Source organism: Noviherbaspirillum sp. ST9, from assembly GCF_048799745.1.
GTDB lineage: Bacteria > Pseudomonadota > Gammaproteobacteria > Burkholderiales > Burkholderiaceae_D > Noviherbaspirillum.
This window is the reverse complement of sequence record NZ_JBLWFR010000009.1, coordinates 191842-216369: the sequence shown is the minus strand read 5'-3', so window position 1 is coordinate 216369 and position 24528 is coordinate 191842. Positions and strand designations below refer to the sequence as shown.

The following is a 24528-nucleotide window of genomic DNA, read 5'->3' as shown; positions in this document are numbered from 1 at the left end:
CGTGGACCTCAGGCGGTGGTATGGACCGCCGGTTTCGACGCGCTGCCCCTGTTTCCGCCATTCAGCGCAAGGATCGGCGATGCCCAGCTCCGGTACCAGTCGGCGAAGCGCGTGAGGCCGTCTTCAAGCGGCGTCGACGGGGCGAAACCCACCAACTGCCGGAGGCGCGAGGTGTCGGCAAAGGTCGCCGGGACGTCCCCCGGCTGCATGGGCCGGTACTCGACAATCGCCCGCACATCCAGAACCCGCTCGAGTATCTCGATGAATTCGCTGACCCTGACCGGGCTGTTATTGCCGATGTTGAACACCGCGTGCGGCACCGTCCCGCTGCCCGACGTCCTCGGCTTGAACAGCAGGCGCACCACGCCCTCGACGATGTCGTCGATATAGGTGAAATCGCGACGCAGGCGTCCTTTCTCGAACACCTGGATCGGCTCGCCCTTCAGCATCTTTTCCGTGAAACCGAAATAGGCCATGTCCGGACGGCCCCAGGGACCGTACACGGTAAAGAAGCGCAGCCCGGTCGCCGGCATGCCATAGACGCGGCTATAGGTATAGGCCATGAGCTCGTTCGCCTTCTTCGTGGCGGCGTACAGGGACACCGGCTCGTCCGTCCTGTCATCCTCATGAAACGGCACCTTGCTGTTCTCGCCGTACACGCTGCTGCTGCTGGCATAGAGAAGATGCGCGACATCGTGGCTGCGGCACGCCTGGAGCATGTTGCCGAAGGCGAGCAGGTTCGATTCGATGTAAGCCGCCGGATTCACCAGGGAATACCGGACGCCGGCCTGCGCGGCAACATGGACCACGTGCGTCGGCCTGTGACGCTCGAAAAGTTCCGCGACCTGCCGCGCGTCCGCGAGCTCCGTGGCCATGCAACGAATGCGGCGCGGGGAGAGTAGGAACTTCACACGGTCTTCCTTCAACTTCGGGCTGTAATAGTCATTGAAGTTGTCGCAGCCGATGACGTCGAATCCCATGTCCGAGAGGCGTGCCGCGACATGGCTTCCGATAAAGCCGGCGGCGCCGGTAACCAGGATCAGATGACGATTGTTCATTCAGATTTCTCCACGGTGGCTTGCTCGTTCTCGGCTCCTGCCTCATGACACGACTTGAAGCGCGATGGGCTCGACCACCGGATCCGTTTGCGCAGGACGCTTCTCATGCTCGAGCCACTGCTGAAACATCAATACGTCCCACAAATGGTGCTGCCAGTTGCGCTCGCCGGACAGGTGCTCATTCCACGTTCGGCGGACCAGGGCGGTGTTCAAAAAGCCCTCCTGTTTCAAACGGGCATGCGCCAGCAGGCCTTCGGCCCAGTCGCGCAATGGGCTGCGCAGCCATTCCCCCACCGGCACGCCGAATCCCATCTTCGGCCGCTCGACGAGCGACGGCGGAACATGCCGATGAAGCACCTGCCGCAGTATCCATTTGCTGCGGCCATTTCTCAGTTTCATCGCTTGCGGGAGGCGGAACGAGAATTCGATGACACGATGGTCAAGCAGCGGCACCCGTGTTTCCAGCGACACCGCCATCGCCGCGCGATCTACTTTCGCAAGGACATCGTCGGGCAGGTAAGTGAGCAGATCGAGCACCATCATGCGCTGGTAATCGTCCAGCCCCGCGGGGCAATGACGCAGCGCGGACACGGCGCGCCGGGGCAGGTGCCCCCCGATGACGACGGAAGAAGGATCGAGCCAGTGCGCCGACAGGCCGAGATACATGGCGTCGATCGAGTCCGCTCCCAGCACGCTCGACGCCTTGTGCAGCTTGTGGCCGGCGAATTGCAGGCGCAGCGCCTGCGGCATCCACTTTCCCAGTACGCGCGACAGTTCATCCCAGGATTGCTGCGAGATGCCCGCGATTCCCTTCGCGGCGAGCCGCCTCATTCCCAGCGGCCCCGTCGCGAGCCTGCTCCACAGGATTGCCGCGGACTGATACCGGTCATAGCCGCAAAACAACTCATCCCCCGCGTCCCCTGACAGCGCGACCGTCACGTCGCGACGGGCAAGCTGCGCGACAAGGAAGGTGGGAATCTGTGACGCATCCGAGAACGGCTCGTCGTACAGGCGCGGCAGCGACGGAATTACCTCCATCGCTGCCTTCGGCGTCACATACAGTTCGGTGTGATCCGTCTTCAGATGCCTGGCCACGGCTTTTGCCTGCTGCGCCTCGTTGAACGCAGCCTCGTGGAAGCCGATGGAAAACGTCTTGACCGGACGGGAGGACTGGGTCTGCATCAGGGCGACAACGGTGGACGAATCGATGCCCCCGGAAAGGAAGGCGCCGAGCGGAACGTCGGCAATGCTCTGTCGCCGTATCGCATCCATGAGCAATGTCTCGAGTTCGTTGACGGCATCCTCCTCGGATCCGGCGAACATCGTGCGCGAAGCCTCGCTGGCCGCCTGCTCCGCCGACCAGTACGCGGTGATCTTCGGTTCACGAGCCCGCAGCGACACGCTGAGCAGGCAACCTGGCGACAGCTTGAAGATGTCTTCGTAGATGGAGTACGGCGCAGGAATGTACTTGTTTCGCAGTTGCAGGCTGAGCGCGCCGCGGTCGATGCGCCCGTCGAATGACGGATGCTGCCGCAGGGCTTTCAACTCGGATCCAAAGAGGAACGCAAGCCCGTCGCCACGGCCTTGCCAGCCGTAATACAAAGGCTTCTCCCCTACCCGGTCCCGCGCGAGGGTCAGGTTCCTGGTGAGCTTGTCCCACACGGCGAAGGCGAACATGCCGATCGTCTGCTCTACGGCGGCCTGGATGCCCCAGGCATCGATACAGGCAAGCAAGGTCTCCGTATCCGACTGCCCACGCCAGGACGGCGCACCACCATGTGCTTCGAGCCGCTTCCGCAAGTCGAGATGATTGTAGATTTCGCCGTTGTAGGCGATCACATAGCGCCCCGACGGCGAGTGCTGGGGCTGGTGGCCCGCGGGCGACAGGTCGATGATGGACAGGCGTCGGTGTCCCAAGGCGATGCGGCATGCGGGGTCATGCCAAAAGCCGGCGTCGTCCGGCCCGCGATGCGACAACGCGTTGGTCATCCGCATCAGGTCGCTGCGCTCGCTTTCGACGCGTTGTCCCCCGCCCAGGAATCCTGCAAATCCGCACATCAGGAAACTCCTTCCGCTACCGTCTGTCGATAAATCGTCTCGAATCGTTCCCGCGCACGTTCCATCGAATAATCCATCTCGATGCGTGCCCGCGCACGCTGCCCCATTCTCCGGCGCTCGTCAGCGGACAGCGCCAGCAGATTCTCAAGCCCCCGTGCAAGTGCGGCCGGATCTTCCCTGGAAACGACGACGCCGGTGTCGCCTACCATCAGTGACGCGTCGCCGACATCCGTGACCACACAGGGCAATTCCATCGCCATGGCCTCGCCGACGGCAAGGGGAAACGCTTCGGAACGGGAATGCAGGCAAAAAGCATCCATGGCTGCATAGCAGTCGACAACGTCGGAACGTTCGCCGAGGAGCAGGAATCGATGCCGATGGCCGGTGCGTTCAATCCAGGCCATCAGCGTGGTATTGCTTGCGTCCATTCCCTTGCCGATCATCACGAAGCGTGCTTCAGGGTGCCGTGCGCAGATCGTGCCGGCCGCGTCGACGAAATTCTTTGGGTCCTTCACCGGATTGAAGCGCGCAACCGTCCCGATCAGGATGTCGTGGTCAGCAATCCCGTACCGCGAACGTAATGCCGCTCGATGATGCGTTGCCGGGGTAAAGCGCGACAGATCGAATCCGTTCGGCACAACGACCATGCGCGCACTGTCGTACCCGGCCACAAGGTGAGCGCGCCGCGCCGCCTCCGCCACGCAGACAATCGTGCTGGGAACCACCCTGGAAAGCCAGGCGCAGACTCGCCGTACCGCCGGGGTCAGTGCCGACGTGCTTCCCCTTACCAGTCTGGTGGAATGAACGCCCCACACGACGCGGTCGATGCCGGCAATGCGGGCAGCGAGGCCGCCAATCAGGTCGGCGTGGTACATCCATGTCTGCACGATGTCCGGTCTCTCGCGCCGGATCAGCAAAACCAGTTTCCAGAACTGGGATATCGGCGCCTTCTTGAAATCGAACGTCACGAGATCGACGCCGGCCTCAATGAATTGCTTCCGCAGCCCTCCCCCGGTCGTCAAGGACACGACGGCGTGCCGGTAGTCGCTACTGTTGCATGTGGCCAAGCGATACAGCGCCATTTCCGCGCCGCCGACGGAGAGTCCTGTAATGACATGCATCACCCGGTGCATCGGCACTTCCTCCCATCCATGCGATTGCCCATTGCGGTGCTTGCCATCTAGGCGGGACGCAAGATGACATCGAATCCGTTGACCAGCAGGTCCTCTTCCGGCACGGCCCGGAATTCCCGCGCCAGCTTTTCGCGGGGGGTCGGCAGGCGATCCCATCGCGTGACGCCGATCACCTCCGCATCGAAACCGGCGTTGCGCATCTGGTGGAGCATTTCGCTGAACTGGATACGGTTCGTGTAGAAGCCGGACGACGACATGAACGGCGATTCCCAGGCCTTTTCCGGAAAGCGGAGATTGTTCAGGGCGCCGCCGAGATGGTCCCGAAGATCCACCCGGTGCGAGGCCACGCCGTCGTCCCGCATGATGCGGCGCAGCTCCTTCATCGTGTCGAAGAACTCGGCTCGTCGCACATGTTCCAGCACCGCCTGCGACCAGATGAAATCCACACTCTTCGCGGGAATCGCGCGCAGCGATTTGAGACCGGCTGTCAGGTACTCGGCGTTCAAGCGTTGCAGCATCTCCGGAACTGATCCGCACTCATCGATCTCGGGAACCGCGACGCCATTGAACCGCAGCTTTCTGGCCACGGACTTGTACAGCGCCATGTCCATGGATGCGAACGGACCTGCGTCCACCATCGTGTATTTTTCAACCCCGAACGCCTTGGCCACCTGGCAGGACGCCAGCGAGTCGCCGCACCCGAGTTCCATCGCGCTGCAGCCGCCCCCCTTGCGGGCGAACTGCACACGATTCCAGTGCATGGAAAACACCTTGTTGACGTAGTCCGGCTTGTCCATCAATCCATGCCGGAACAGGCCGAGCTTCTTCCAGAACGAATAATCGACAGGCAAGCGGGACCAGACGGTTTTCAGCCCGATCTTCATCCACCAGGGAATCGCATTAATCATGTCTTCGCCTCATCAGGAAATATGCTTCAGCGTCGCCAGGGACGTGCTTATCGGCGATGCCCCCACCTCTTCAAACAATGCATCCCACATCCGCAGGACGACGGGCAGGTTGAACCGCTCTCGCACCGATCGCCTTGCGCGGCTTCCCAGCGTCTTCCGCAGTTCGTCTCCCGCCATGAGCGTCTCGAGCGACCGAACCATCCCGCGGTGGTCATTGAGCGGAACGAGCAAGGCGTCACGCCCGTCGGCGGAGAGTTCACGCGGCCCGCTCGGGCAATCAAAGACGGCGCACGGCAGTCCGACTGCCATGGCTTCGAGCATGGCGTTCGGAAAGCCTTCATGTGCGGAGGTCATGACGAAGGCGTCGGCGTTCGACATGACGGCCCATGGCTCCGAGGTTTTTCCCGTGAGCGCCACGCGGCCCCGCAACTCCAGCGATGCGATCAGCCCGTCCAGTTCGCCCCTCAGCGGTCCATCGCCATAGATATGAAGGTCCCAGTCGGGAAAGGCATCGGCGACCTCGGCGAATGCCTCGATCATTCGGTGTACCTGCTTTTGCGGCACCAGTCGGCCCATGCCAAGCAGGACATGGCGGGACACGTTTCCTTCGGCGAGATACTCGCCAATGCCCGGCGCGAGCGGATTGGGGATGGCGCGCACCTTCTTGACGCCGGGATAAAATTGCCTCGCTTTCAGGGCAACGGCCTCTGTCTGGACGGTGAACATATCCGCCAGCGGATAGACAAGCCGTGCACCGATTTCCCAGAGGTCGCGCCTCGATCGGCTCGACGGGTCGTCACGTTCGCAGATGATCAACGGGATATTCGAGCGCATCATGCTGATTGTCGCGGCGACGTTGACATTCGGCATGAAGGACACAACGACATCCGGTTGCCTTTCCATAATCAGCCGACGCAGGGCAGCTCCGCGCGCGGCGTACGCCCACGGGCTCTTGCCCTTAGCGCCGCAGACCTCGGCAAGATAAATCAGCTCAACGTCCTCCGACACCTTGTAGAACGGCTTGCCGCCACCCGAGTAAGTCGGAATCAGGGTGACGCAGTCGCCTCGCGCACTCCATGCATTGCAGAGCACGGTCATGACGCGCTCCGCGCCGCCGGAGTTGAGCGAACTGACGAGAGAGACAATCTTCATTTGATGGACGCGATCCTGGGAAGCGGTGCGTGTGCCGCCGCGTTAAGATTCACCGTCGATGACGCGGTTCTTGCCAGCAGACGCGAGAGAATGAATACCCAGATGAGCTGTGTCGTCGCCAGTGCGATCGTCGATGGAATGAAGGTCAGGAAGTTAACGACCGTCCCCCACAGGAAGTAAGGAATCCAGACCTTTCTCCAGTCCCGCGACTGGATGGAACGCCACAGCCGTTCGATGGCGGCAAACATCCTCAGCCAGATGAATCCCATCAGGAAGCCCCCCACGCCCGGAAGCAGGTAGGCGGAGTAGCCGATGGTGAGCGGAGGCACGGTGCATTCCGCGTAGCCGAATGCCGCGGAGTTGACGCAGGCGAGCATTGGATCGACGTTGCCGTAATAGAGGAAATCCAGTCCCAGGAACGTCAGCACCCGCGACGGAACCGCGCCAAAGAAGGTGGCCAGCACATGTTCCCTGGAGAAGAAGGGAAATCCGGTGTCGTTGAAATGATCGATGCCGGCCTGCACCGAAACCCACTGGAAGCCGAAATTCCTCAGGATGACCTCGATGACATTGACATCGCCGACTTCGTCGACCATGGAATAGTAGTCACCGGAAAAATAGGCCCGGATCACCTGTCCCATGACCTTTCCGTAAGTCAGAACCCACAACGCGAAGGGAATGAGGGCGAGGCCGAGGACGTAGGAGAAAACGCTGGCCTTCTTTTGGCGCAGATCCATCTTCATGCGCAGATGGACAAGCACCGGCACAATCGCGGAGTACAGGAGCAGGTTGCGGCTGATCGAGTTCGCGTACGCGGTCGCAATCAGCAGGCAATAGAGGACAAGGAACACCCAGTTCTTACGGAAGAGCGCGACAGGCGCAAAGCACGTCGCCACGAACCCGACCGCGGCCACTGTTTTCAGAAAGACAAAGGCGTCCTTCTCGCCAAATCCCTCAAGGTCACCGCCACGCGCCGCAGCGGCGTTCATCAGTGCCACGTCGACGCCGACAAGATTGAAATACGTGACGTAGGCAACCACGCCGAGTGCAATCGAGCATCCCCAAACCACCGCGTCATTTGCGTTGAGCATCGTGCCGGCAACCGCCTTCAACAAGCGGCCCTCGGGCTTGTCGCGCCGACGCAGGAGATAGCCTGAAAAGATGCCGAGCGCGGCAAGAAAGACATGGAGCGCCGCGGCGATACCCGGCTCGCCGTTCCTGGCAATGAAATCCGCCACCTCCACATCCGCCTGGACGATCTCGAGGTAGTAGGCCAAGGGATAAATGCATGTCCCGATGAGGAACCAGATCATGGTCGCTACCAGCAGGATCCCCAGCGCGGAGGCACGTACCGCCCGGACAAGGACGAACAGGACCAGGCATGTCGAGGCAAAGTACAGGATTACCAAGAGAGCAGTCACGGACGGTTTCCTCAGGTAGAAGCGTCAGATGCGCAGTTCGCCGTGTTCAGCTGCTACACGAAGGCACGAACGGTCGAGCTGTTCATGAATGCGCGCCGCAGCTTGGTATTCCTGTTTGCCATGAACACCTTGGTGATCAGGGCCATGTCGGAGAGCGAAGGCATCGTGCGGCAGGCCAGGAACATCTTGAAGAACTGCCACTTCAACGGATAACGCAGGTAAGTCCGCAAGAGCAGTTCAAAGAGACATTGGGCGGCAAAGGCATCGGCAAGCTCGGGATTGGTCTGCAGGTAGCTGTGCATGAGGTTGAGCTTGCACCTGCCGGTAATCACCGCGCCTTTCACCTTGGTCACCGTGATTTCATTGGTATAGAACCGGTAGACGCCGTATGGCTCCTCGATATAGGACGCGTAGTTTCCCCTGATGCAGAAAGCCAGGGTCGAGAAGTAGTCGATCGTTTCTTCCTCCCGGCCGCGAAACCGTCTCTCGGAGGCGCGATACATGCTTCCGGAATGGCAGCCCGTCAGCCCGTAGTATTTCGCGAGGTCCTTCGCGTACAGGCGGTTGCTGTTGGTAAAGGTGCGGATGGGCACGATCGGCATGCCGACCGCCGACTGTCCGTGCTCGTTCAGGATGATCATGCGGTGCCAGACGATGGCGCATCCCGGTTCTCTGTCGAGATGCGCGGCAAGCACGTTGAGCTTCCCCGGCAGGCAGTAATCGTCGCCGTCGACGTGCGCGACGTATTCGCCGCGTGCGAGGTTATGGACGTCGAGATAGTTCTGCGTGGGGCCGATGTTCTTCTCGCGCAGGATTGCCCTGACCTTGCCGGGATAACGTTCGCCGAACTCGCGCACGATCGCGGTGGTTCCATCCGTCGAGCAATCGTCGCCCACGATGACTTCATAGTCAAAGTCGGTTTCCTGGTCGACGATGCTCTGCAGGCATTGCCGGATGTAGTTCTCCTGGTTATAGGTGACAACGCAGACCGATACTTTTGGACGTTCCGGATTCCGATCCATTATTTTTTCCCCATTCAACGATTAACGAGAACGTTTCTCACCCACGATGACGCCGAACCTGCAACCGCCATCAATCCCATTCCGAGGACACAGATCTCCAATGCCACCGTGAGCCTGCCGGGCGGCCAGGCCAGCAACCAATGCGCGGCGCCGGCGCCGGCAAGGGTCATGAGAACAATCGCGCCGACGTCGCGCCGCAGCCATTGCAGATGCAGGCCCTTCCTCATCCTGTTGTGCACGCGCGGTATCCAGAGGAGGAAGTAGGCGGCGTTGGCCGTGAACCAGGTAAAGCCGGCCCCGATCATTCCGTAGTGGCGTGCCGCCCAGATCAGCACCGGAATGAGCACGGCGACGAACAGCGCGTTACCGATCAGGTGCAGCTTCAGGTCGCCTTTGGCCACCTGCAGATAATAGGGAAGCGCGCCCAGCGCCGTGATGCCGTTTCCAAGCGCATACAGCGTCAGGACCGGCGCGGCCCGATGCGCGATTTCCCGGTCTCCCGTCCAGGCCCAGAGCACCTGCTCCGAAAAGAACGCCAGCATCGCGGACGCAGGGATGACGATGACCCCGACAAGCTGCGTCGTGTCGTGGTAGACGCGCATCAGCCCTTCCTGATCCCCGGCGGCGGAAAGCCGCGTCAGTCGCGGCTGCAGTGCCGCACTGATCGGGCTTGCCACCACGGTCACGCCGCTGGCGACGAGTACGGCCAGCGTGAAGTAGGCGTACTCGGAAAGCGGCAGGAGCTTCGACAGCACGAGCTTGTCCGTCTGCGTGATGACCACCCAGATCATGTTGCTGAAGGCAATGCTGAGCGAAAAGCGAAGGACTTTACCCATGGATGCCCATGTGAAGGGCACCGCGCTCGTGCCGCGTGCGGGAGGCATGATCCGGTAGGTCTGCACGACCAGCACGGCAAGTTCCGCGGCGGCGACCGTCAGCTGAAATGCAAAGAAATGCCGCGGCGTGGTTCCGACAAACATGAAAAACGGGACGACGAGCACGAAGCGCGTAGTGGCCACGGAGACGTTCAACCCGCTCAGCCATACCAGCCGCTCGCAACCCGTGATCGCTGCCCGGTACAAGCCGCTCATCCAGCGCAATGCAATCACACCGGCCATCAAGGTCAGCGCCGCCTGGACCTCCGTGTTCGACAGCTGCTCCGCATTCAGCCAGCCATGGGCAATCGACTCTGCATTGAGCGCCAGGCTTCCCCCGGCCACGACGGCGACGCACAGGAAAAAGCCTTCGAGCACATGCAGGAAGCGGCGCAAGGAATGCGCATCGGTGCCGCCGCCCTGGAAGCGTGCGGCCTCGCGAGCCATGGTTGCACCCAGCCCGATATCGAGGAGCTGGAACCACATGAGCAGCATGGTGAAAAAGCCGACCAGTCCGTAGGCCTCGATTCCCATGTAACGCACGTAGACCGGCACCATCACCATGGCGACGCCGGTTCCGTACAACTGGCTTACATAGTTCGCAACAATGTTGTGCTTCAGGGACATCGGTTCAGGTTCTCGCTTCGCTTCAGGTGTTCCAGTAACCGGTTCGTTCCACCAGTGCGCGATACCCGTCACGCGTGATGCCCACGATGATCTGGTCGAAGAAGCGTCCCTCGCGGTAAAACCAGTTCTTCTTCCTGCCTTCGATCTCCCAGCCGCACGTCCTGGTGTAGAACTGGATGGACCGCTCGTTCAACTCGACCATTCCACCATCCAGCCGGACGAGACCCAGCTCATCGAATGCATAGCGCATCACCGCCATCACGGTATCCAGTCCATATCCCTTGCCGCGCACATCCTTGTCGCCCAGCATCATCCCGTGGTAGGCATGCCGGTTCTTCCAGTCGATATCGATCAGGTTTGCCGTCCCGATCAGGCCTACTTCCGGGGCGTCGATGCAGAACACATGCGCTTTCAGATTGTTGTTGTTCTGATCGGACACCCATCGCTCGGTGCACAGACTGCTGTAGGGGAAATGCCAGCCGCCGAGGAGCCTCCAAATGTCGGGGTCATTGGCCCATTTGTTCAGCAATTCGATATCGCGAGTCTCCGCGGCCCGCAGGGTCACGGCTTTTCCTCGAATATTCATGGCAGTCTCCTGATGTCCAGTCAGCTTCTATCGTTGCGGGTGGTGGTCGTGCAAGTACTTCACGTTCCTTGCGATGCCGTCGGCCGCCGCATCTTTCTCCGATTGCAGTCTGTCGTCTTCCGATTCTCGTTGTATGGCGCTCTCGCACGCCGCCACCACCTCCTTCATCTCCTTTTCTCCGTAGCGCTGGTCACAGGGAAGCGGCACGAGATGCCTGACAAGAAAGGCCTCGAAGGACGACGGCGACACCATGTCGAGGACATCCTTCCAGTAGGTGGGAACATAGATGCGCTTGCTGATCAGGTAATCCCTGATCGTCGAATACTTGGTCAGCAGCGGATAGCACAATGGCCCGTTGACGGTGGCGGCTTCGATCGGCAGCAGGTTGATGTGGCCGAGACTTCTGTGCAGGTACGCGAAGTTCCTGTTGCGTACCTGCCTGACCTTTTCAAGGTCAATGCTGGCCAGCATCCGTCGGGTCAGACGCGACATCTGCATGGGTTGCTGGTAAAACAGCGTGTGCTCCGCTTCCACGTGGCTCTGGTAAGCGACCTCCGGCGAAAACGCCGCACGTTTTATCAGGGGAAGCGCACGTACGTACGAGCCTTGATCGACCGTGTCAGGTTCAGGAACCCCGAGCGTCGATACCAGCAGCCCGCCATCCGGTATGCCTAGAAATTTCCGTGGCGAGTAGATGGTCGCGAGGCCGGCCGCCGGAGGGGAAAACAGGGACTGCGACGAATCGATGACGATGGCGGCCCGGTCATACCTGTCCATGAGGGCTTCCACCTCGTTGCCGCAGACGCCGAAGTAATTGACGTAGACAAGCCACTCCCCTTTTTCCGGCCACACGCTCGCCGGGATCCGGAAATGCTCGTCGATGTCGTAAAAGGCCAGGTCGACTCCCGCTTGCCTCGCCGAGTCCACCATCGTGCTGCAGATGTAATACGGCATCCATATCCGCCGTGGCGTGCCTGCCAGCAGGAGCGCCAGGAAAGCAGCGCGAGCCGACTGGAAGTGCCCTGCCCCGCCATGGAAGGGACGGCCGCCACGTGGCAGCTCCAGTTCAAAAAAACCGCCGATGGCCGAGGGCGTCATTGGCCCTCCCTGCCATCGAGCATCGTCCGCAGGGAATCGCGGTCGGCAAACATCATGATGTCGATGATGGAAAGCTGGTCCCCCACGCACTGGCGGCACCGCGGACGCTCCGGCTGCACGGGCGGCGTGAACAGGATCTCCGTGTCGCATTCCCGGAAGGCGTTGACGTCGTACTGCGACGCCGTGCACTGCGAGGCAAAGTATTGCCGCACCCTGTCGCGCCGGCATATGTCGATCACACGCGCGCTTCCCCGAAGGTGCGTATTGTCATAGGCCATCGAGGCGCGCACGAATTCCGTCTTCAGGCCGATGTATTGCGCCACGGCCTTCACGCTTTGTTCGGCGACGCGGGTCACGTAAGGCTCGTCCGAATAGAGGATCTCGGCGAGCAGCTCGGAGATGCATGCATAGTTCGGCGCCTTGCCATACGCATGGCGAATGCTCTCGGCGGTCCGCCTCTTCCACGCCTCGTTTCGCGCCGTCATCGCAGCGTTGATTTTTGTCGACTGACTTTTTCCCGCCAAGGGAATGGAGACGTAGCGCACTTGCCCGTTCAACCTTAAAAGAATCCTGTTTGTCCAGCCGCTCTTCGAGAGATTGACGTCGTCCAGGAAAACGAAGCGATCCACCGCCCCCACCAGCTGGAAATAGCCGATCGTGGGAAACAGGTGCGGCTGCATGATCGCCAGTTTCATCTGGAGGCACCTTCGATAATGTCCACAATGCGATAGATCTGGTCAGCATCCAGGCCGGGATAGATCGGCAGGCACAGGATCCGCGAGGCGATGTCGTGCGCCACCGGCAGCCTGTCCGGCTGTGAAGAGGGCAGCCCCCGGTACATCGGAAAATCGGAAATCAGGGGATAAAAATAGCGGCGTGCGTAAACGTTGCATTCGCGCAGTTCGTAATACAGTTCGTCCCGCTTCAGGGGATATGCATCCTCGACGAGAATCGGGAAATAGGAGTAATTGGCAACGGAATCGCGCGCACCCTCCGCGCATCGGATTCCCTTGACGGAAGCCAGCATTTCCCGGTACATGGACGCGATTTCCTTGCGTCGTTCGAGCGCCTGGTCGATATAGTCCAGTTGCAGGATCCCGAACGCGGCATTGAGCTCGCTCATTTTTCCGTTGATGCCGGGCGCGACAACGGTCACTTCGTCGATGAACCCGAAGTTTTTCAAGTGGTCGATCCGCTGCTTGGTCTTTGCGTCCGGGCAGACGATGGCGCCGCCTTCGAAGGTGTTGAAGACCTTCGTTGCATGAAAACTGAGTACCGAGAGGTCGCCGTGGCGCAAGATGCTTCCGCCGGCATCGCGGACGCCGAAGGCGTGCGCGGAGTCATAGATGAGCTTGAGGTTGTAGTTGTCGGCAATCCTTTGCATCGCTTCCACGTCGCATGGGTTGCCGTAGCAATGCACCGGCATGATCGCCGTCGTTTGAGGCGTGATCGCCGCCTCGACCTGGCCCGGATCGAGATTGAAGGTCCGCGGGTCAATGTCGACGAATACCGGCTTGATGCCGTTCCACAGCAGGGAATGCGCCGTCGCGACAAACGAATAGGGCGTGGTAATGACTTCCCCGGTAATGCGCAGCGCCTGGAGCGCCGTCACCAGGGCCAGGGTGCCGTTCGAGAAGAGCGCCACGTGATCGACACCGAGATACTCGCCAAGCGCCTTCTCGAAGCGCTGGTGAAACGGACCGCCGTTGGTCAGCACCCTGCTGTTCCAGATTTTCTCCAGATAGGGGACGAACTCGTCCAGCGGCGGCAGGTGCGGCTGCGTGACATAAATGGGACGCATGTCCTTCGTGTTGATCGCGAATACAGCACTGCTTTTGCTCATGATCATCTCCCAGAGCCGGTTAAACGACGTTCACTTGTCCCATCAGCCACGCTACCGCCCTTGGATTAAGGGCTGCTATCCAAAAGGCCCATGCACGACACACAACGCTGACATGCGCAACCGGCGTTGCCTGCGCCGCTTGCGGTGCTGCCTATGCAACCTTGCGCAGTGTTTCTACCGCCAGGTTCAACTTCTGCGGCTGGTTCATCAGATCGATCAGCACCAGCGCGCGGATATCCCCATCGGGCACCTCGTAAATGCCTTCCATGCCCGCAAATGGTCCCGATGCGATCGACACGCGCTCACCTGGCCGGAACATCGGTTCCGCCGGAAGGCGCGGCGTGGCGGCGAGCGCCGCGACGCACGCATCGGGAAGCGTGGCGAACCGTCCGCCAAAGGACACGATGCTGCTGACACCGCGGGTGCTTCGAATCGGCGTCCATCCGCCCTTGTCCGGCATGAGGTACACGAACAGATAACGGGAAAACAGCGGCTCGGTGGCGATCCTGCGGCGCCCGGAAACAATGCGTTCCACGTCCAGCGTGGGCAGGAGGCACCGGAATCCCTGGTTCTCCAGGTTTTCCAGCGCACGAAACTCCTGCTTCGGCTTCGTCTGTACGAGGTGCCAGGCGCCATCGTCCTGGTACACGGTGTCGCTCATCGCAGCTCCCTCACCACGGCACGGGATCGAAAGGCCGTGGCCGTTGCCGCGCGCCCCCGTGTCCAGCGTCCGCATGCAAGCCGCCGATACACCGCGACATACATCACCACGTTCACGAACAGCACGGCCAAGGCAGCGACGGTCGTGTCCCCCACGGTGACGGCGACGACCGTCGTGACCGCGTTCCATGCCGCGACCACCCAGGCGACGGCGGCATTTCTCAACCACGGCTTGCGCTCGTTTCGCGGCAGCAGACGATAAACAAGCCGGCGGTAGATGAGCGTATGCAGGTGCAGGCGATCGGGCGTCCCCGGGCTCACTTTCCGGATGATCTTGCGACGGTACATGCTGTACAGGACCTCGATCACCGGATAGCCGCAGATGGCCAGAACCTGCCAGGTGCCGACGCCGGGATTCCGCAGGACGAGCAATACCGCCACCTCGGCCACCCAGAAGCCGAGGAAGTAGGCCCCGCCGTCGCCCATGAAAATCCGGCCCTTCGGATAGTTGATGGCGAGGAAGCCGAGCGTCGCACCGATGCCGATCAGGGCAAGGTTGGTCACGAAGATGTCATCCACTTGCCAGGCAAGGAAGCCGAGCCCGGCAAGGAGGATCACGACCGCGCTACCTGCCACGCCGTGGAAACCATCGATGATGTTGATGGAGTTGGCGACCCCTGCGACGGCAACGGCGGTAATCACAACGGCGAGAAGCGGCGCAACGTCGAGCAGCGCATCGACGCCCCAGATGTCCAGACGCGGGAGGTAGGCATCCAGCAGCCACGCGGCCAGCAGTGCGCTGGCGAATGTCGCGGTCAGGCGTGCCTTCACCGAGACCCTTTTCGTCATGTCCTCCGTCACGCCGGCGAGGAACGCCGGAATCGACGCGATGACGAGCTTGAGCAGCAACAGGTCGTCGAGCTCCTGGCCGATGGCGTATTCGTTCATGCCGCTGGAGAAGGCCGCAAGTACACCCAGCAGCAAGGCGATTCCACCGATTCTCGGGACCGGTGTTTCATGAAACTTCTGGATGCCGGCCACATCCCTGTCAAGCGAAAGCTTTCCGTGCCAGTCCTGGGTCAGAACGATGAGGAAGCTCGCGGCAAATCCGGCGGTAGCGCTGAGAGCGATCGTACTGGCTACATGCGAGGCAGACATCATGATTACACCTTGAAGGGAAGTTTCGATGCAACGGCACAACGTGATCGCGGGTGCGTGGCGTTCCGGCGGCGTGCTGGTCCATACCGGATACGCGCCACATTCCGGCCCCGGTGACGGACCACAAGCCGTTCGCGTCAACGTCGGCTTCCACATAAGGAAGTAAGGCGATGCGCCTGCTTCTCTGGTTTTTTCTCGATTCCATGTTTCTGGACAATCCGATTCTCCGACTCAGGCGGCGCGTGGTCATCGCGTCGCCATGGCTAGTAATCTATCCAGTGGGGCGATAAAAAATAAGTACGTAATTTCGATGCTTCGCGAAGCCAGGCACCGTCATGCATTTGATTTTTCCATCGATTCCGGTGAGCTCGGACGCCAGGGATGGTCATGGCAAGGATGAAACGACAAAAAGCCCGCAGGGACTGCGGACTTCCTGTGTCAAAGCGAAGAGCGGACGGCGCCTGCCAATGCCGTCTCTGATGAGGACTTGTTCAGGCCCTGCCTTCGGCAGCGAGATACCTCTCGTACTGATAGCCGTACTCGTAGCGTGCGGCCCGTTGTTTCAGGTCGTTGAAAACAATACCGGTCACTGTGTGGCCGGATTGATTCAACCGTTTGACGGCCTCTTCGATCTCGCCGGTCGTGGTGACGCCGCCCCTGACCACATTGAAGATCGCACCGACATGGGCTGCTACGACAAGGGCATCGGACACCGGCAGCACCGGCGCCGTGTCCACCAGCACGTAGTCATATCGCGTGGACATGAGCTGGAGCAGCTTGGCGAAATTCTCATGTGCGAGCAATTCCGCAGGCTTCTTCGGCAATTCGCCGGTCGAGAGGAAATCGACGTTCTCGGCCACGCCCTTTTGTATCGCCTGTCCGAACATCGCATTGCCCGTGATGACGTCGGAAAGGCCGATACCCCGCTCCCGGCCGAAGTACATGTGCAGGTGACCGGATCGCATGTCACCGTCGATCAGCAGGACCTTCTTGCCGATGGAGGCCAGCACGGCCGCGAAATTCGCGGAGACGAACGACTTGCCGACACCGGGCGTCGCTCCCGAGATCATGACGACATTGTTCTTTGCCTCGAGCATCGCAAATTGCAACGATGACCGGAACCGGCGCAGGCTTTCAACCGTACCGTCCGAGGGCACGTCCAGCGGAAGCACGGCGGTGGCCTTGCTGTCGCTCTGCAGGCGTGCATACATCTTTTCCTGCGTGGGACTGTGGGGAATGGTGGCGGCGATCGGCAAACCGAGGCGCTGTTCGATTTCGTGCGGGGCATCGATGCGGCCAAACACGCTCTTCCTGGCAAATGCCGCAACCAGCCCCAGGATCAGGCCGAGCATTCCCGAGAGGGCAATGACGATGGCCTTCTTCGGCTTGACCGGCTTGATCGGCACGACGGCGTTATCGAGCAGGCGCACGGTGCCCACCTTGCTCTCCGTCGCGATGCGCAATTGCTGTGCGGCGGCGAGCAGGCTCGTATACATCTCCGTATTGATCTGGACATCGCGGTTCAGGCGAAGGACGTTTTGCTCGACATCGGGAATTTTCTTGAGCTTCGCTTCCACATTCGCCGCCTCGCGCCGCAACGTCGCCATCTGCTGGTCGATGTTTTCCACGTTCGGATGATTGGGCAGGAACCGCATGAGCAGCTCTTCCCTGCGTTGCGCAAGTTCAACCAGCTTCGTCTGCGTTTGCAGGGACTGCTGCAGCGCGGACCGCGTTTCCTCGCCAATATCGACGGTCCCCTTGTTGTTGCGCAGCTGGTTGTACTTTGTCTCGGTGCGCTCCAGCTCCTGCTTCAGTTCAGGCAAGCGATTGTTCAGGAAGGCGAGTGTTTTCTCCGCATCCGAGGAACGCCTGCTGACGTTCAACCGGATGTATTCCTGTCCGATTTCGTTGAGGATGTTGCTGGCCATGACCGGATCCGTCCCCTCCAGCGCGACGTCGATAATGCCGGATTGCTTTCCGCGCTGGGAGACGATCATGGCTTCCTGCAGCTTTTCCACCGTTTCGAGCGTCGCGAAGCGCGTGACGGAAAATTCCGCGCCCGGTTTTGCACGAAGCTGCTCGATTTGCACTTCGATTCGTCCGTCGGACACGTCGAATGTACGGAGTTCACCGGTCTTTCCCTTCAGCTCCAGCCCTTCTTCCTCCTCGGTCAGGGTAAATCCCCCGTCCTCTTCTGCCCGAAGCACAAAGGGTTTTCCTTCAAGAGACTCGGGCACGTTGAACACGGTGACGGTCGCCTGCTCCGCTCCCCAGACGTATCCCCCGAATCCGAATATCCCCGGGTCCGACAGATCGCGGTTGCGCTTGGCAATCCATTGGCCGATGAGGGGAAAGTACTTTGGTTTGACGTTGATGAAGAACTTGCCCTTGCCGACGGCGCCCGTCACAACGGCACGGGAACGGATCACTTCCATTTCGGATGCGACGGCTGCCTTCATGTCTGCCGTCACCTCGGGGCTCAGCACATCGCCGGGCGTGTTCTTCGGTCCGAAAATGCTGTCTTCCACCTTGATCAGCAGGTTCGCTTTGTAGACAGGGGGGACGACAAACGCATAGGCGGCACCAAGCAAGGTCACCAGCAAAGCGACCACGGCAATGAAGCCGCGATTGTCTGCAATGAAGTCAAGATATCGTGCGACGTCGACGGACTTCTCGACTTCGACACCGGGTACTTGCTGAACAATGTGATTCATCGAACACCTGCCCAAAAAGAGTGGGAGTGGGTCTGCGCAATGTGCTGACGGCAAGGCCCAGCATCGGCCGGCGCCGTTCTATCGCGACGACATGTCTCCTTCCGGCCGGATCCGCAGACATGGGCAGACAAATGGAATGCTTACCAATTTACGCAGCGTGGGGACATAAGATAAGTACGAAATCTCGATTGGTTTCGTGTGAATGATGGAAGACCGTTGGACTTTTTCGATCTCGCTTGCGACGGACGGGCGGGAAGCGGCGGATACGAGCGAAGCCTTGCGGCTTCGCTCGTACCGGGCATGATGCAAAGAGAGGGTGCGCTCGAAAGCCTGCCGTCCCTAGCGGTACGGCTCGCCGGCCGGCTTGGGCACGTGAGGGCTGGTATCGAAGGGTTCTTCCGTCGAGAGTTCGACGCGCAGCTCGCCGATGGAAATCGCGGCACCGGACGGGAAATTCTGTCCGTTCACGCGAACGATAGACACCGTCAGCGCACTGAGGTCGCCCGCGCCGACATTCGCCAGGACGTCCGTCGCCTGCAGGGACAGGCGTGGCGCGCCGTGATGCGAAGCGGATTCGATTTCGAAGGGCCCGATCGTTCCCAGGAAATGCTGCTCCGACGACGAGGGATCGCCGCTCTCGGGCAGGTTGAGATAGATGTTATAGAAGAAGCCGCCGCCGCGCGCCGCATTGAGGACACGCGGATTATCCAGGACCACGGATACCGAACGATACGTTCCCGACGGGGGAGCACCGCCGGACGAGCGACCTGCAGCATTCTGCGCAATGGATTGCAAGGAAGCGCGGTCTTGCGCGGGAACGGGAAGGCGCACACTGACCGAGCGCTCCGTCAGGACGACGTCCCGTGCACCGCCCAGGGAACGGCCGTTTCCGATGGCGCGCGGTGCGGTTGCGGGGAAATCTCCCAGCGCGGGCCGGCCGCCGCCGGGCTGGAACTGTACGCGGATGATGCGCGCCGTTTGCGCCTGTGGCGGCAGTGACGTCGGCTTGTTCAGGTTGGCGTAGTCGGTTCCGACACGGTTGGGGTGATAGCACTGTGCGCGCGGCAAGGTCAGGTTCGTCGCATAGCTGAAGCTGCCCTGCCAGTATGGCGCCGTCACCCATGGGATCCCTTTGCCGTCCGGCAGAGCCCACGCATGCCAGAGGCGATCGACGTTTGCGTGGTGCAGATAGAAGATCGGATCGTTTGGCGAGCGCAGGCCACCCATCGCGCCGCCAATGATGTTGTGTACCGGATTGTGCGGACGTGACTCGATCAGCGGTTCGAAGGCGTTCGTTCGACCCCGTTCGAAATTCCACACTGTCGACCCGAATGGCGTGAGGGACAAGGCGCTGTAGACGTTGGTATTGGTGCGCGGGACGTAGAGCGGATTACTGGTGGCGGGGTCGGTGAACTCTGAGGGGATGTTCGGATTTCGGTAGTAGTCCCAGTAGGGAAGCGTAAGGTTGTTGTTGCCTGAAACTGTCCTTAGTTGCTGATCGAAGTAATACAGATAGCCGCGGTGCCAGGCCAGAAAATAGGCAATGTCGTGCGGACAGAAATTCACGTGTACGTTGGTCCAGTAACCCCAACTCGCCGGATCGTTGGTATTCGTATTGGCGCGCATGCGGCGTACGGCGTCAATGAAGGAGGCATAGTTTGGGCTGCTTCGAAACTCGGTCCATTCCTGACGTACCCTGATCGTGGTCTGGCCGAACACGTATTTGGTTGGTAGCGAAGCGACTGCAACGGCGGATAACGACGCTTTGACAAAGTCTCGCCTGCTGACTTGTTTGGAAAGCATGGGACTGCTCCTGACAATTCACATGGCTCCGGTAACAAATTATTTTCGGTTATGTCGCCGTTTATACAGGAGGTAGGCACGCCGAAGAAGCGACGACGTCAGCGGTATTGAGAAAAGATAAAAGCCGTTTACGTCGTGCCATGTTTTTGCGGCTTGCATGAGACAGTTCCGCACGCGTTGAAATTCGACGGCGTAACGACGGCATGTTCCGGCCGGGAAAATTCCCGCGGCCGGATGACCGATGGTCAGGGAAGGAGTTTGCAGAGGGAAAACCGGGGCGGTATTCCAGGAGGAAGCGTTGCTCCTGCGAATACCGCCCGTATCTATCGTCTTACCAGCTCGTCTCGCGCTCCGCGGTGGCGCTGATGCGATGAATGGACAGATCGGCGCCGTCAAATTCCTGCTCCGGATCGAGACGCAGGCCGACGAGCTTCTTCAACAGGCCGTAGATGACCAGTCCGCCAAGCGCAGCAATCGTCAGACCCATGAGTGTACCGATCAGCTGCGACATGAACGACACGCCGCCAATCCCGCCCAGCGCCTTCAGGCCGAAGATCCCGGCAGCAAGTCCGCCCCATGCGCCGCACAGGCCGTGCAGCGGCCACACGCCGAGCACGTCGTCGATTTTCCACTTGTTCTGCGTTAGCGTGAACATCCAGACAAAGATCGCGCCTGCAATGCCGCCGGTAATCAACGCACCGAGGGGATGCATCAGGTCCGACCCCGCGCACACGGCGACCAGGCCGGCGAGCGGGCCGTTGTAGGCAAAGCCGGGGTCGTTCTTGCCCAGCAGTACTGCCACCAGCGTACCGCCGACCATGGCCATCAGGGAGTTGAGCGCGACCAGGCCATTCATCTTGTCCAGCGCCTGCGCACTCATGACGTTGAAGCCGAACCAGCCGACGGTCAGGATCCATGCGCCGAGGGCGAGGAAAGGAATGTTTGAAGGCGGATGCGCGGCGATGGCGCCATCTTTCGAGTAACGCCCGCGGCGTGCGCCGAGCAGCAGCACCGCCGGCAACGCGGCCCAGCCGCCGACCGCATGCACCACCACCGAGCCGGCGAAGTCGTGGAATTCTTCCGAGAACGCTGCCTTCAGCCATGCCTGGATACCAAACTTCTGGTTCCAGACGATGCCTTCAAAGAAGGGATAGACCAGGCCCACCAGCAGCGCCGTTGCGGCCAGCTGCGGATAGAAGCGCGCCCGTTCGGCAATGCCGCCCGAGATGATGGCCGGAATCGCCGCTGCAAACGTCAGCAGGAAGAAGAACTTGACCAGCTCGTAGCCATTCTTTTGGGCAAGCGTCGTGGCGTCGGAGAAAAAGTCGACGCCGTAGGCAATGCTGTAGCCGATAAAGAAATAGGCAATCGTTGAAACGGCAAAATCGACTAAGATTTTGACCAAGGCATTGACCTGGTTCTTCTTGCGCACGGTGCCAAGCTCGAGAAACGCGAACCCGGCGTGCATGGCAAGAATCATGATGGCGCCGAGCAGGATAAATAAGGCATCGGCACCGTTTTTAAGCGCATCCATGAAAAACACTCTCCCTGTTAGTGTGCAAGATTGGTTTAATGCTCATCCATGAAGCAAAATCTATTCCATTTTGGTGCAAACAGGCAACTATTTGATTTACAAGTGGAAATTTTTTTGACAATAGTTGGTATAAACGAAAATGCACCGTTGCAGTGCATTTTCGCCGTCCAGTTTGGGGAGACACGATGATTCCTTGGCTGGAGACGGACTCCCCCTTTCCGGACGTGAGCTGCGCATTGACGGAAGAGGATGGCGCACCCGGACTATTGGCGGCCGGTGCCGATCTGTCGCCGGCGCGCTTGCTGGAGGCGTATCGCCACGGGATCTTTCCGTGGTTTTCGGAGGGTCAGCCCATCCTCTGGTGGAGCACCGATCCGCGCATGGTGCTGTTTACTGAACGCTTCGCCATTTCGCACAGTCTGAAAAAAACGTTGAAGAAAGTCCAACGGAGCATGTCGACCGACCGCAGGTGGGAAGTCCGCTTCGACTCCGCGTTCGACGAGGTGATGCGCGCGTGCGCTTCGCCGCGCAAGGATGGCGCCGGCACCTGGATTTCGGACGACATCGTCCGCGGCTATGTCGGGCTGCACCGGCAAGGCTATGCACACTCTTCGGAGGTATGGCTGGACGGGCAACTCGTCGGGGGCGCGTATGGCGTCTGCATCGGCCGGATGTTCTATGGCGAGTCGATGTTTGCGCGCGTAACGGATGCGTCGAAAATCGCCCTCGCCTGGCTGGTCCACTTCCTGCGAGCGAATGGCGTGACCCTGATCGATTGCCAGCAGGAGACCGGCCATCTCGCGTCGCTCGGCGCCGTACCGATCCCGCGCAAGGACTTCGTCAGGCATTTGCGACAGGCAACCGCCCTTCCTCCCATCACGGCGTGGAAGCCGGAAAACCTGTTTTGACCGGCGCTGCAAAAGCCCTGCGCATTGACGCGCTAACAGTGTAAATTACCGATATCGTAGTCAGGCTTCCCGCACATGACGCACCTAAAAGACCTGCCTTTTGCAACGCTGCAGTTTTACGCGACTGCGCCCTACCCCTGCAGCTACCTGGACGGACGGCAGGCGCGCTCCCAGGTAGCGACGCCGTCCAACCTGATCAACGCCGACGTCTATTCCGAGCTGGTCAAGAACGGTTTCCGGCGCAGCGGCATCTTCACCTACCGCCCCTACTGCGACGGCTGCAATGCCTGTATTCCGGTTCGTGTGAAGGTCGAGGATTTCACGCCGAACCGCAGCCAGCGCCGCGCGTGGAAGCGCCACGAAGGCATGGCGACCTGGGTGACGACCCTGTCCTTCGTCCCCGAGCATTACGAGCTTTATCTCCGCTACCAGGCTGCGCGGCACGCAGGTGGCGGCATGGACCAGGATAGCCGCGACCAGTACGCGCAGTTCCTGCTCCAAAGCAAGGTCAACACCCGCCTCGTCGAATTCCGCGACCGGGATGGCACCTTGCGCATGGTGAGCATTATCGATGTGCTGAACGACGGCTTGTCGTCGGTGTACACGTTTTACGATCCGGACGTCGAAGGCGCCTCCTACGGCACCTACAACGTGCTCTGGCAGATCGAACAGGCCCGGCGCCTGCGCATGCCCTATGTGTATCTCGGCTACTGGATACGCGACAGCCGCAAGATGGCTTACAAGGTAAACTTCCAGCCGCTCGAAGCGCTGCAGCGGGGACGCTGGCAGCCGTGGCAACCGGAGAACTGATTTCCGGCCATACTTGCCGGCAATAGTAAAATAGCGCCTTTTTCAACGCGCGCTCTTTCCGTTGCTCCCCATGTCCGACAAACTGCTCTACGCCCTTACCCGCCCCCTGCTGTTCTCGCTCGATCCGGAAACCGCGCACAACCTCACCCTGCCTGCCCTGAAGAATGCGGCTGCCTGCGGCCTGACCGCGCTGGTCGGCAAGCCCGCGCGCGATCCCCGCACGGTCATGGGCATCACCTTCCCCAACCCCGTCGGCCTGGCCGCCGGCCTCGACAAGGACGGCGCCTATATCGACGGATTGGCCGCACTCGGTTTCGGCTTCATCGAAGTCGGCACCGTGACGCCGCGCGCGCAACCCGGCAATCCGAAGCCGCGCATCTTCCGCCTGCCGCAAGCCAATGCCGTGATCAACCGCATGGGCTTCAACAACGGCGGCGTCGATGCCTTCGTCGCGAACGTGCAGGCCTCGAAGTTTTACCAGAACAAGGAAGGCGTGCTCGGCCTGAACATCGGCAAGAATGCCGACACGCCGATCGAGCGTGCCGCCGACGACTACCTGCATTGCCTGGAAAAGGTCTATCCCTACGCCAGCTATGTCACGGTCAACATTTCCTCGCCGAACACCAAGAACCTGCGCCAGCTGCAAGGCGGTTCCGAGCTCGACGCGCTGCTCGCGCAATTGAAAGACGCCCAGCAGCGCCTGGCGGACAAGCACAAGCGTTATGTGCCGATTGCATTGAAGATCGCGCCCGACGTGGACGGCGACCAGGTGAAATCCATTGCCGCGGCGCTTCTCCAGCACAAGATGGATGCCGTGATCGCCACCAACACGACGATCACCCGCGACGCCGTGAAAGGCCTGCCGCACGCGGAAGAAACCGGCGGCCTGTCGGGCGCACCGGTCTTCGAGATGTCGAACATCGTCATCCGCGCACTGAAATCCGAACTGGGCGATGCACTGCCCATCATCGGTGTCGGCGGCATCCTTTCCGGCGACAATGCCCAGGCCAAGATCGCCGCCGGCGCCTCGCTGGTGCAGCTGTACACCGGATTGATCTATCGCGGCTCCGCCCTTGTGAAGGAGTGCGCAGCAGCGCTGCGCAATTCACGTTAAAGTTCTGTCATGTTCCGCCACCATGGCGGAACGCCACTGACAGAAC

Annotated in this window: 21 protein-coding genes; 4 read left to right on the top strand and 17 right to left on the bottom strand. The window is 60.6% G+C overall.

The genetic code is table 11. From position 1 onward, the window contains the following. Positions 1-8: 8 nt before the first annotated feature. From ACNOHI_RS21080 to ACNOHI_RS21015, 14 genes are all read right to left on the bottom strand, one after another. A complete protein-coding gene (locus ACNOHI_RS21080) occupies positions 9-1058 on the bottom strand; it encodes an NAD-dependent epimerase/dehydratase family protein (protein WP_420476673.1) in 1050 nt (349 codons plus the stop codon). 42 nt (positions 1059-1100) lie between these two features. Beyond that, positions 1101-3116 (bottom strand): asparagine synthase (glutamine-hydrolyzing), encoded by a 2016-nt coding sequence (gene asnB / locus ACNOHI_RS21075; protein WP_420476672.1) that lies wholly within the window; start codon positions 3114-3116, stop codon positions 1101-1103. Then, complete coding sequence (locus ACNOHI_RS21070; RefSeq protein WP_420476671.1) at positions 3116-4249, bottom strand: glycosyltransferase family 4 protein; 1134 nt, start codon at positions 4247-4249, stop codon at positions 3116-3118. Before ACNOHI_RS21070 ends, asnB begins: the two co-directional genes overlap by 1 nt. A gap of 47 nt (positions 4250-4296) precedes the next feature. Further along, on the bottom strand, positions 4297-5157 hold the full coding sequence (locus ACNOHI_RS21065; protein ID WP_420476670.1) for a methyltransferase domain-containing protein: 861 nt from the start codon (positions 5155-5157) through the stop codon (positions 4297-4299). 12 nt (positions 5158-5169) lie between these two features. Further along, positions 5170-6309: a glycosyltransferase family 4 protein gene (locus ACNOHI_RS21060; protein ID WP_420476669.1), complete on the bottom strand. Its 1140-nt coding sequence runs from the start codon at positions 6307-6309 to the stop codon at positions 5170-5172. Next, positions 6306-7730 (bottom strand): hypothetical protein, encoded by a 1425-nt coding sequence (locus ACNOHI_RS21055; RefSeq protein WP_420476668.1) that lies wholly within the window; start codon positions 7728-7730, stop codon positions 6306-6308. The genes ACNOHI_RS21060 and ACNOHI_RS21055 overlap by 4 nt, the downstream gene beginning before the upstream one ends. A gap of 53 nt (positions 7731-7783) precedes the next feature. Further along, positions 7784-8752: a glycosyltransferase family 2 protein gene (locus ACNOHI_RS21050; protein WP_420476667.1), complete on the bottom strand. Its 969-nt coding sequence runs from the start codon at positions 8750-8752 to the stop codon at positions 7784-7786. A gap of 14 nt (positions 8753-8766) precedes the next feature. Continuing rightward, entirely contained in the window at positions 8767-10254 is a 1488-nt protein-coding gene (locus tag ACNOHI_RS21045) for a lipopolysaccharide biosynthesis protein (RefSeq protein ID WP_420476666.1), read from the bottom strand. Positions 10255-10276: 22 nt separating this feature from the next. Continuing rightward, complete coding sequence (locus ACNOHI_RS21040; protein WP_420476665.1) at positions 10277-10840, bottom strand: GNAT family N-acetyltransferase; 564 nt, start codon at positions 10838-10840, stop codon at positions 10277-10279. A 27-nt stretch (positions 10841-10867) separates the two neighbouring features. Continuing rightward, a complete protein-coding gene (locus ACNOHI_RS21035) occupies positions 10868-11938 on the bottom strand; it encodes a hypothetical protein (protein WP_420476664.1) in 1071 nt (356 codons plus the stop codon). Continuing rightward, positions 11935-12633 (bottom strand): WbqC family protein, encoded by a 699-nt coding sequence (locus ACNOHI_RS21030; RefSeq protein ID WP_420476663.1) that lies wholly within the window; start codon positions 12631-12633, stop codon positions 11935-11937. Before ACNOHI_RS21030 ends, ACNOHI_RS21035 begins: the two co-directional genes overlap by 4 nt. Continuing rightward, positions 12630-13781 (bottom strand): DegT/DnrJ/EryC1/StrS family aminotransferase, encoded by a 1152-nt coding sequence (locus ACNOHI_RS21025; RefSeq protein ID WP_420476662.1) that lies wholly within the window; start codon positions 13779-13781, stop codon positions 12630-12632. The genes ACNOHI_RS21030 and ACNOHI_RS21025 overlap by 4 nt, the downstream gene beginning before the upstream one ends. Positions 13782-13932: 151 nt before the next feature. After that, positions 13933-14442 (bottom strand): transcription/translation regulatory transformer protein RfaH, encoded by a 510-nt coding sequence (gene rfaH, locus ACNOHI_RS21020; protein ID WP_420476661.1) that lies wholly within the window; start codon positions 14440-14442, stop codon positions 13933-13935. Next, positions 14439-15602, bottom strand: a complete 1164-nt coding sequence (locus tag ACNOHI_RS21015; RefSeq protein WP_420476660.1) for an MraY family glycosyltransferase — start codon at positions 15600-15602, stop codon at positions 14439-14441. The genes rfaH and ACNOHI_RS21015 overlap by 4 nt, the downstream gene beginning before the upstream one ends. 25 nt (positions 15603-15627) lie before the next feature. Here ACNOHI_RS21015 and ACNOHI_RS21010 point away from each other — a divergent pair, with 25 nt between their 5' ends. Continuing rightward, entirely contained in the window at positions 15628-15765 is a 138-nt protein-coding gene (locus ACNOHI_RS21010; RefSeq protein WP_420476659.1) for a hypothetical protein, read from the top strand. A gap of 325 nt (positions 15766-16090) precedes the next feature. Here ACNOHI_RS21010 and ACNOHI_RS21005 read toward each other — a convergent pair whose 3' ends face one another. The 3 genes from ACNOHI_RS21005 to ACNOHI_RS20995 all read right to left on the bottom strand — a co-directional run bounded on the left by ACNOHI_RS21005 (position 16091) and on the right by ACNOHI_RS20995 (position 21650). Then, positions 16091-18313 (bottom strand): polysaccharide biosynthesis tyrosine autokinase, encoded by a 2223-nt coding sequence (locus ACNOHI_RS21005; RefSeq protein ID WP_420476658.1) that lies wholly within the window; start codon positions 18311-18313, stop codon positions 16091-16093. Between the two features lie 339 nt (positions 18314-18652). Next, positions 18653-20116, bottom strand: a complete 1464-nt coding sequence (locus ACNOHI_RS21000) for a tyrosinase family protein (RefSeq protein ID WP_420476657.1) — start codon at positions 20114-20116, stop codon at positions 18653-18655. A gap of 331 nt (positions 20117-20447) precedes the next feature. Further along, complete coding sequence (locus tag ACNOHI_RS20995) at positions 20448-21650, bottom strand: ammonium transporter (protein ID WP_420476656.1); 1203 nt, start codon at positions 21648-21650, stop codon at positions 20448-20450. Between the two features lie 185 nt (positions 21651-21835). Between ACNOHI_RS20995 and aat the strand changes: the two genes are divergently transcribed. From aat to ACNOHI_RS20980, 3 genes are all read left to right on the top strand, one after another. Continuing rightward, positions 21836-22558, top strand: coding sequence for a leucyl/phenylalanyl-tRNA--protein transferase (gene aat, locus ACNOHI_RS20990; RefSeq protein WP_420476655.1), 723 nt, complete (start codon positions 21836-21838; stop codon positions 22556-22558). 75 nt (positions 22559-22633) lie between these two features. Continuing rightward, positions 22634-23368 carry an arginyltransferase gene (locus ACNOHI_RS20985; protein ID WP_420476654.1) on the top strand — a complete coding sequence of 245 codons (735 nt, stop codon included), beginning with the start codon at positions 22634-22636 and terminating at the stop codon, positions 23366-23368. Between the two features lie 70 nt (positions 23369-23438). After that, the gene (locus ACNOHI_RS20980) at positions 23439-24482 is read left to right on the top strand and encodes a quinone-dependent dihydroorotate dehydrogenase (RefSeq protein ID WP_420476653.1); all 1044 of its coding nucleotides are present in this window, start codon (positions 23439-23441) and stop codon (positions 24480-24482) included. The last annotated feature ends 46 nt before the right edge of the window (positions 24483-24528 follow it).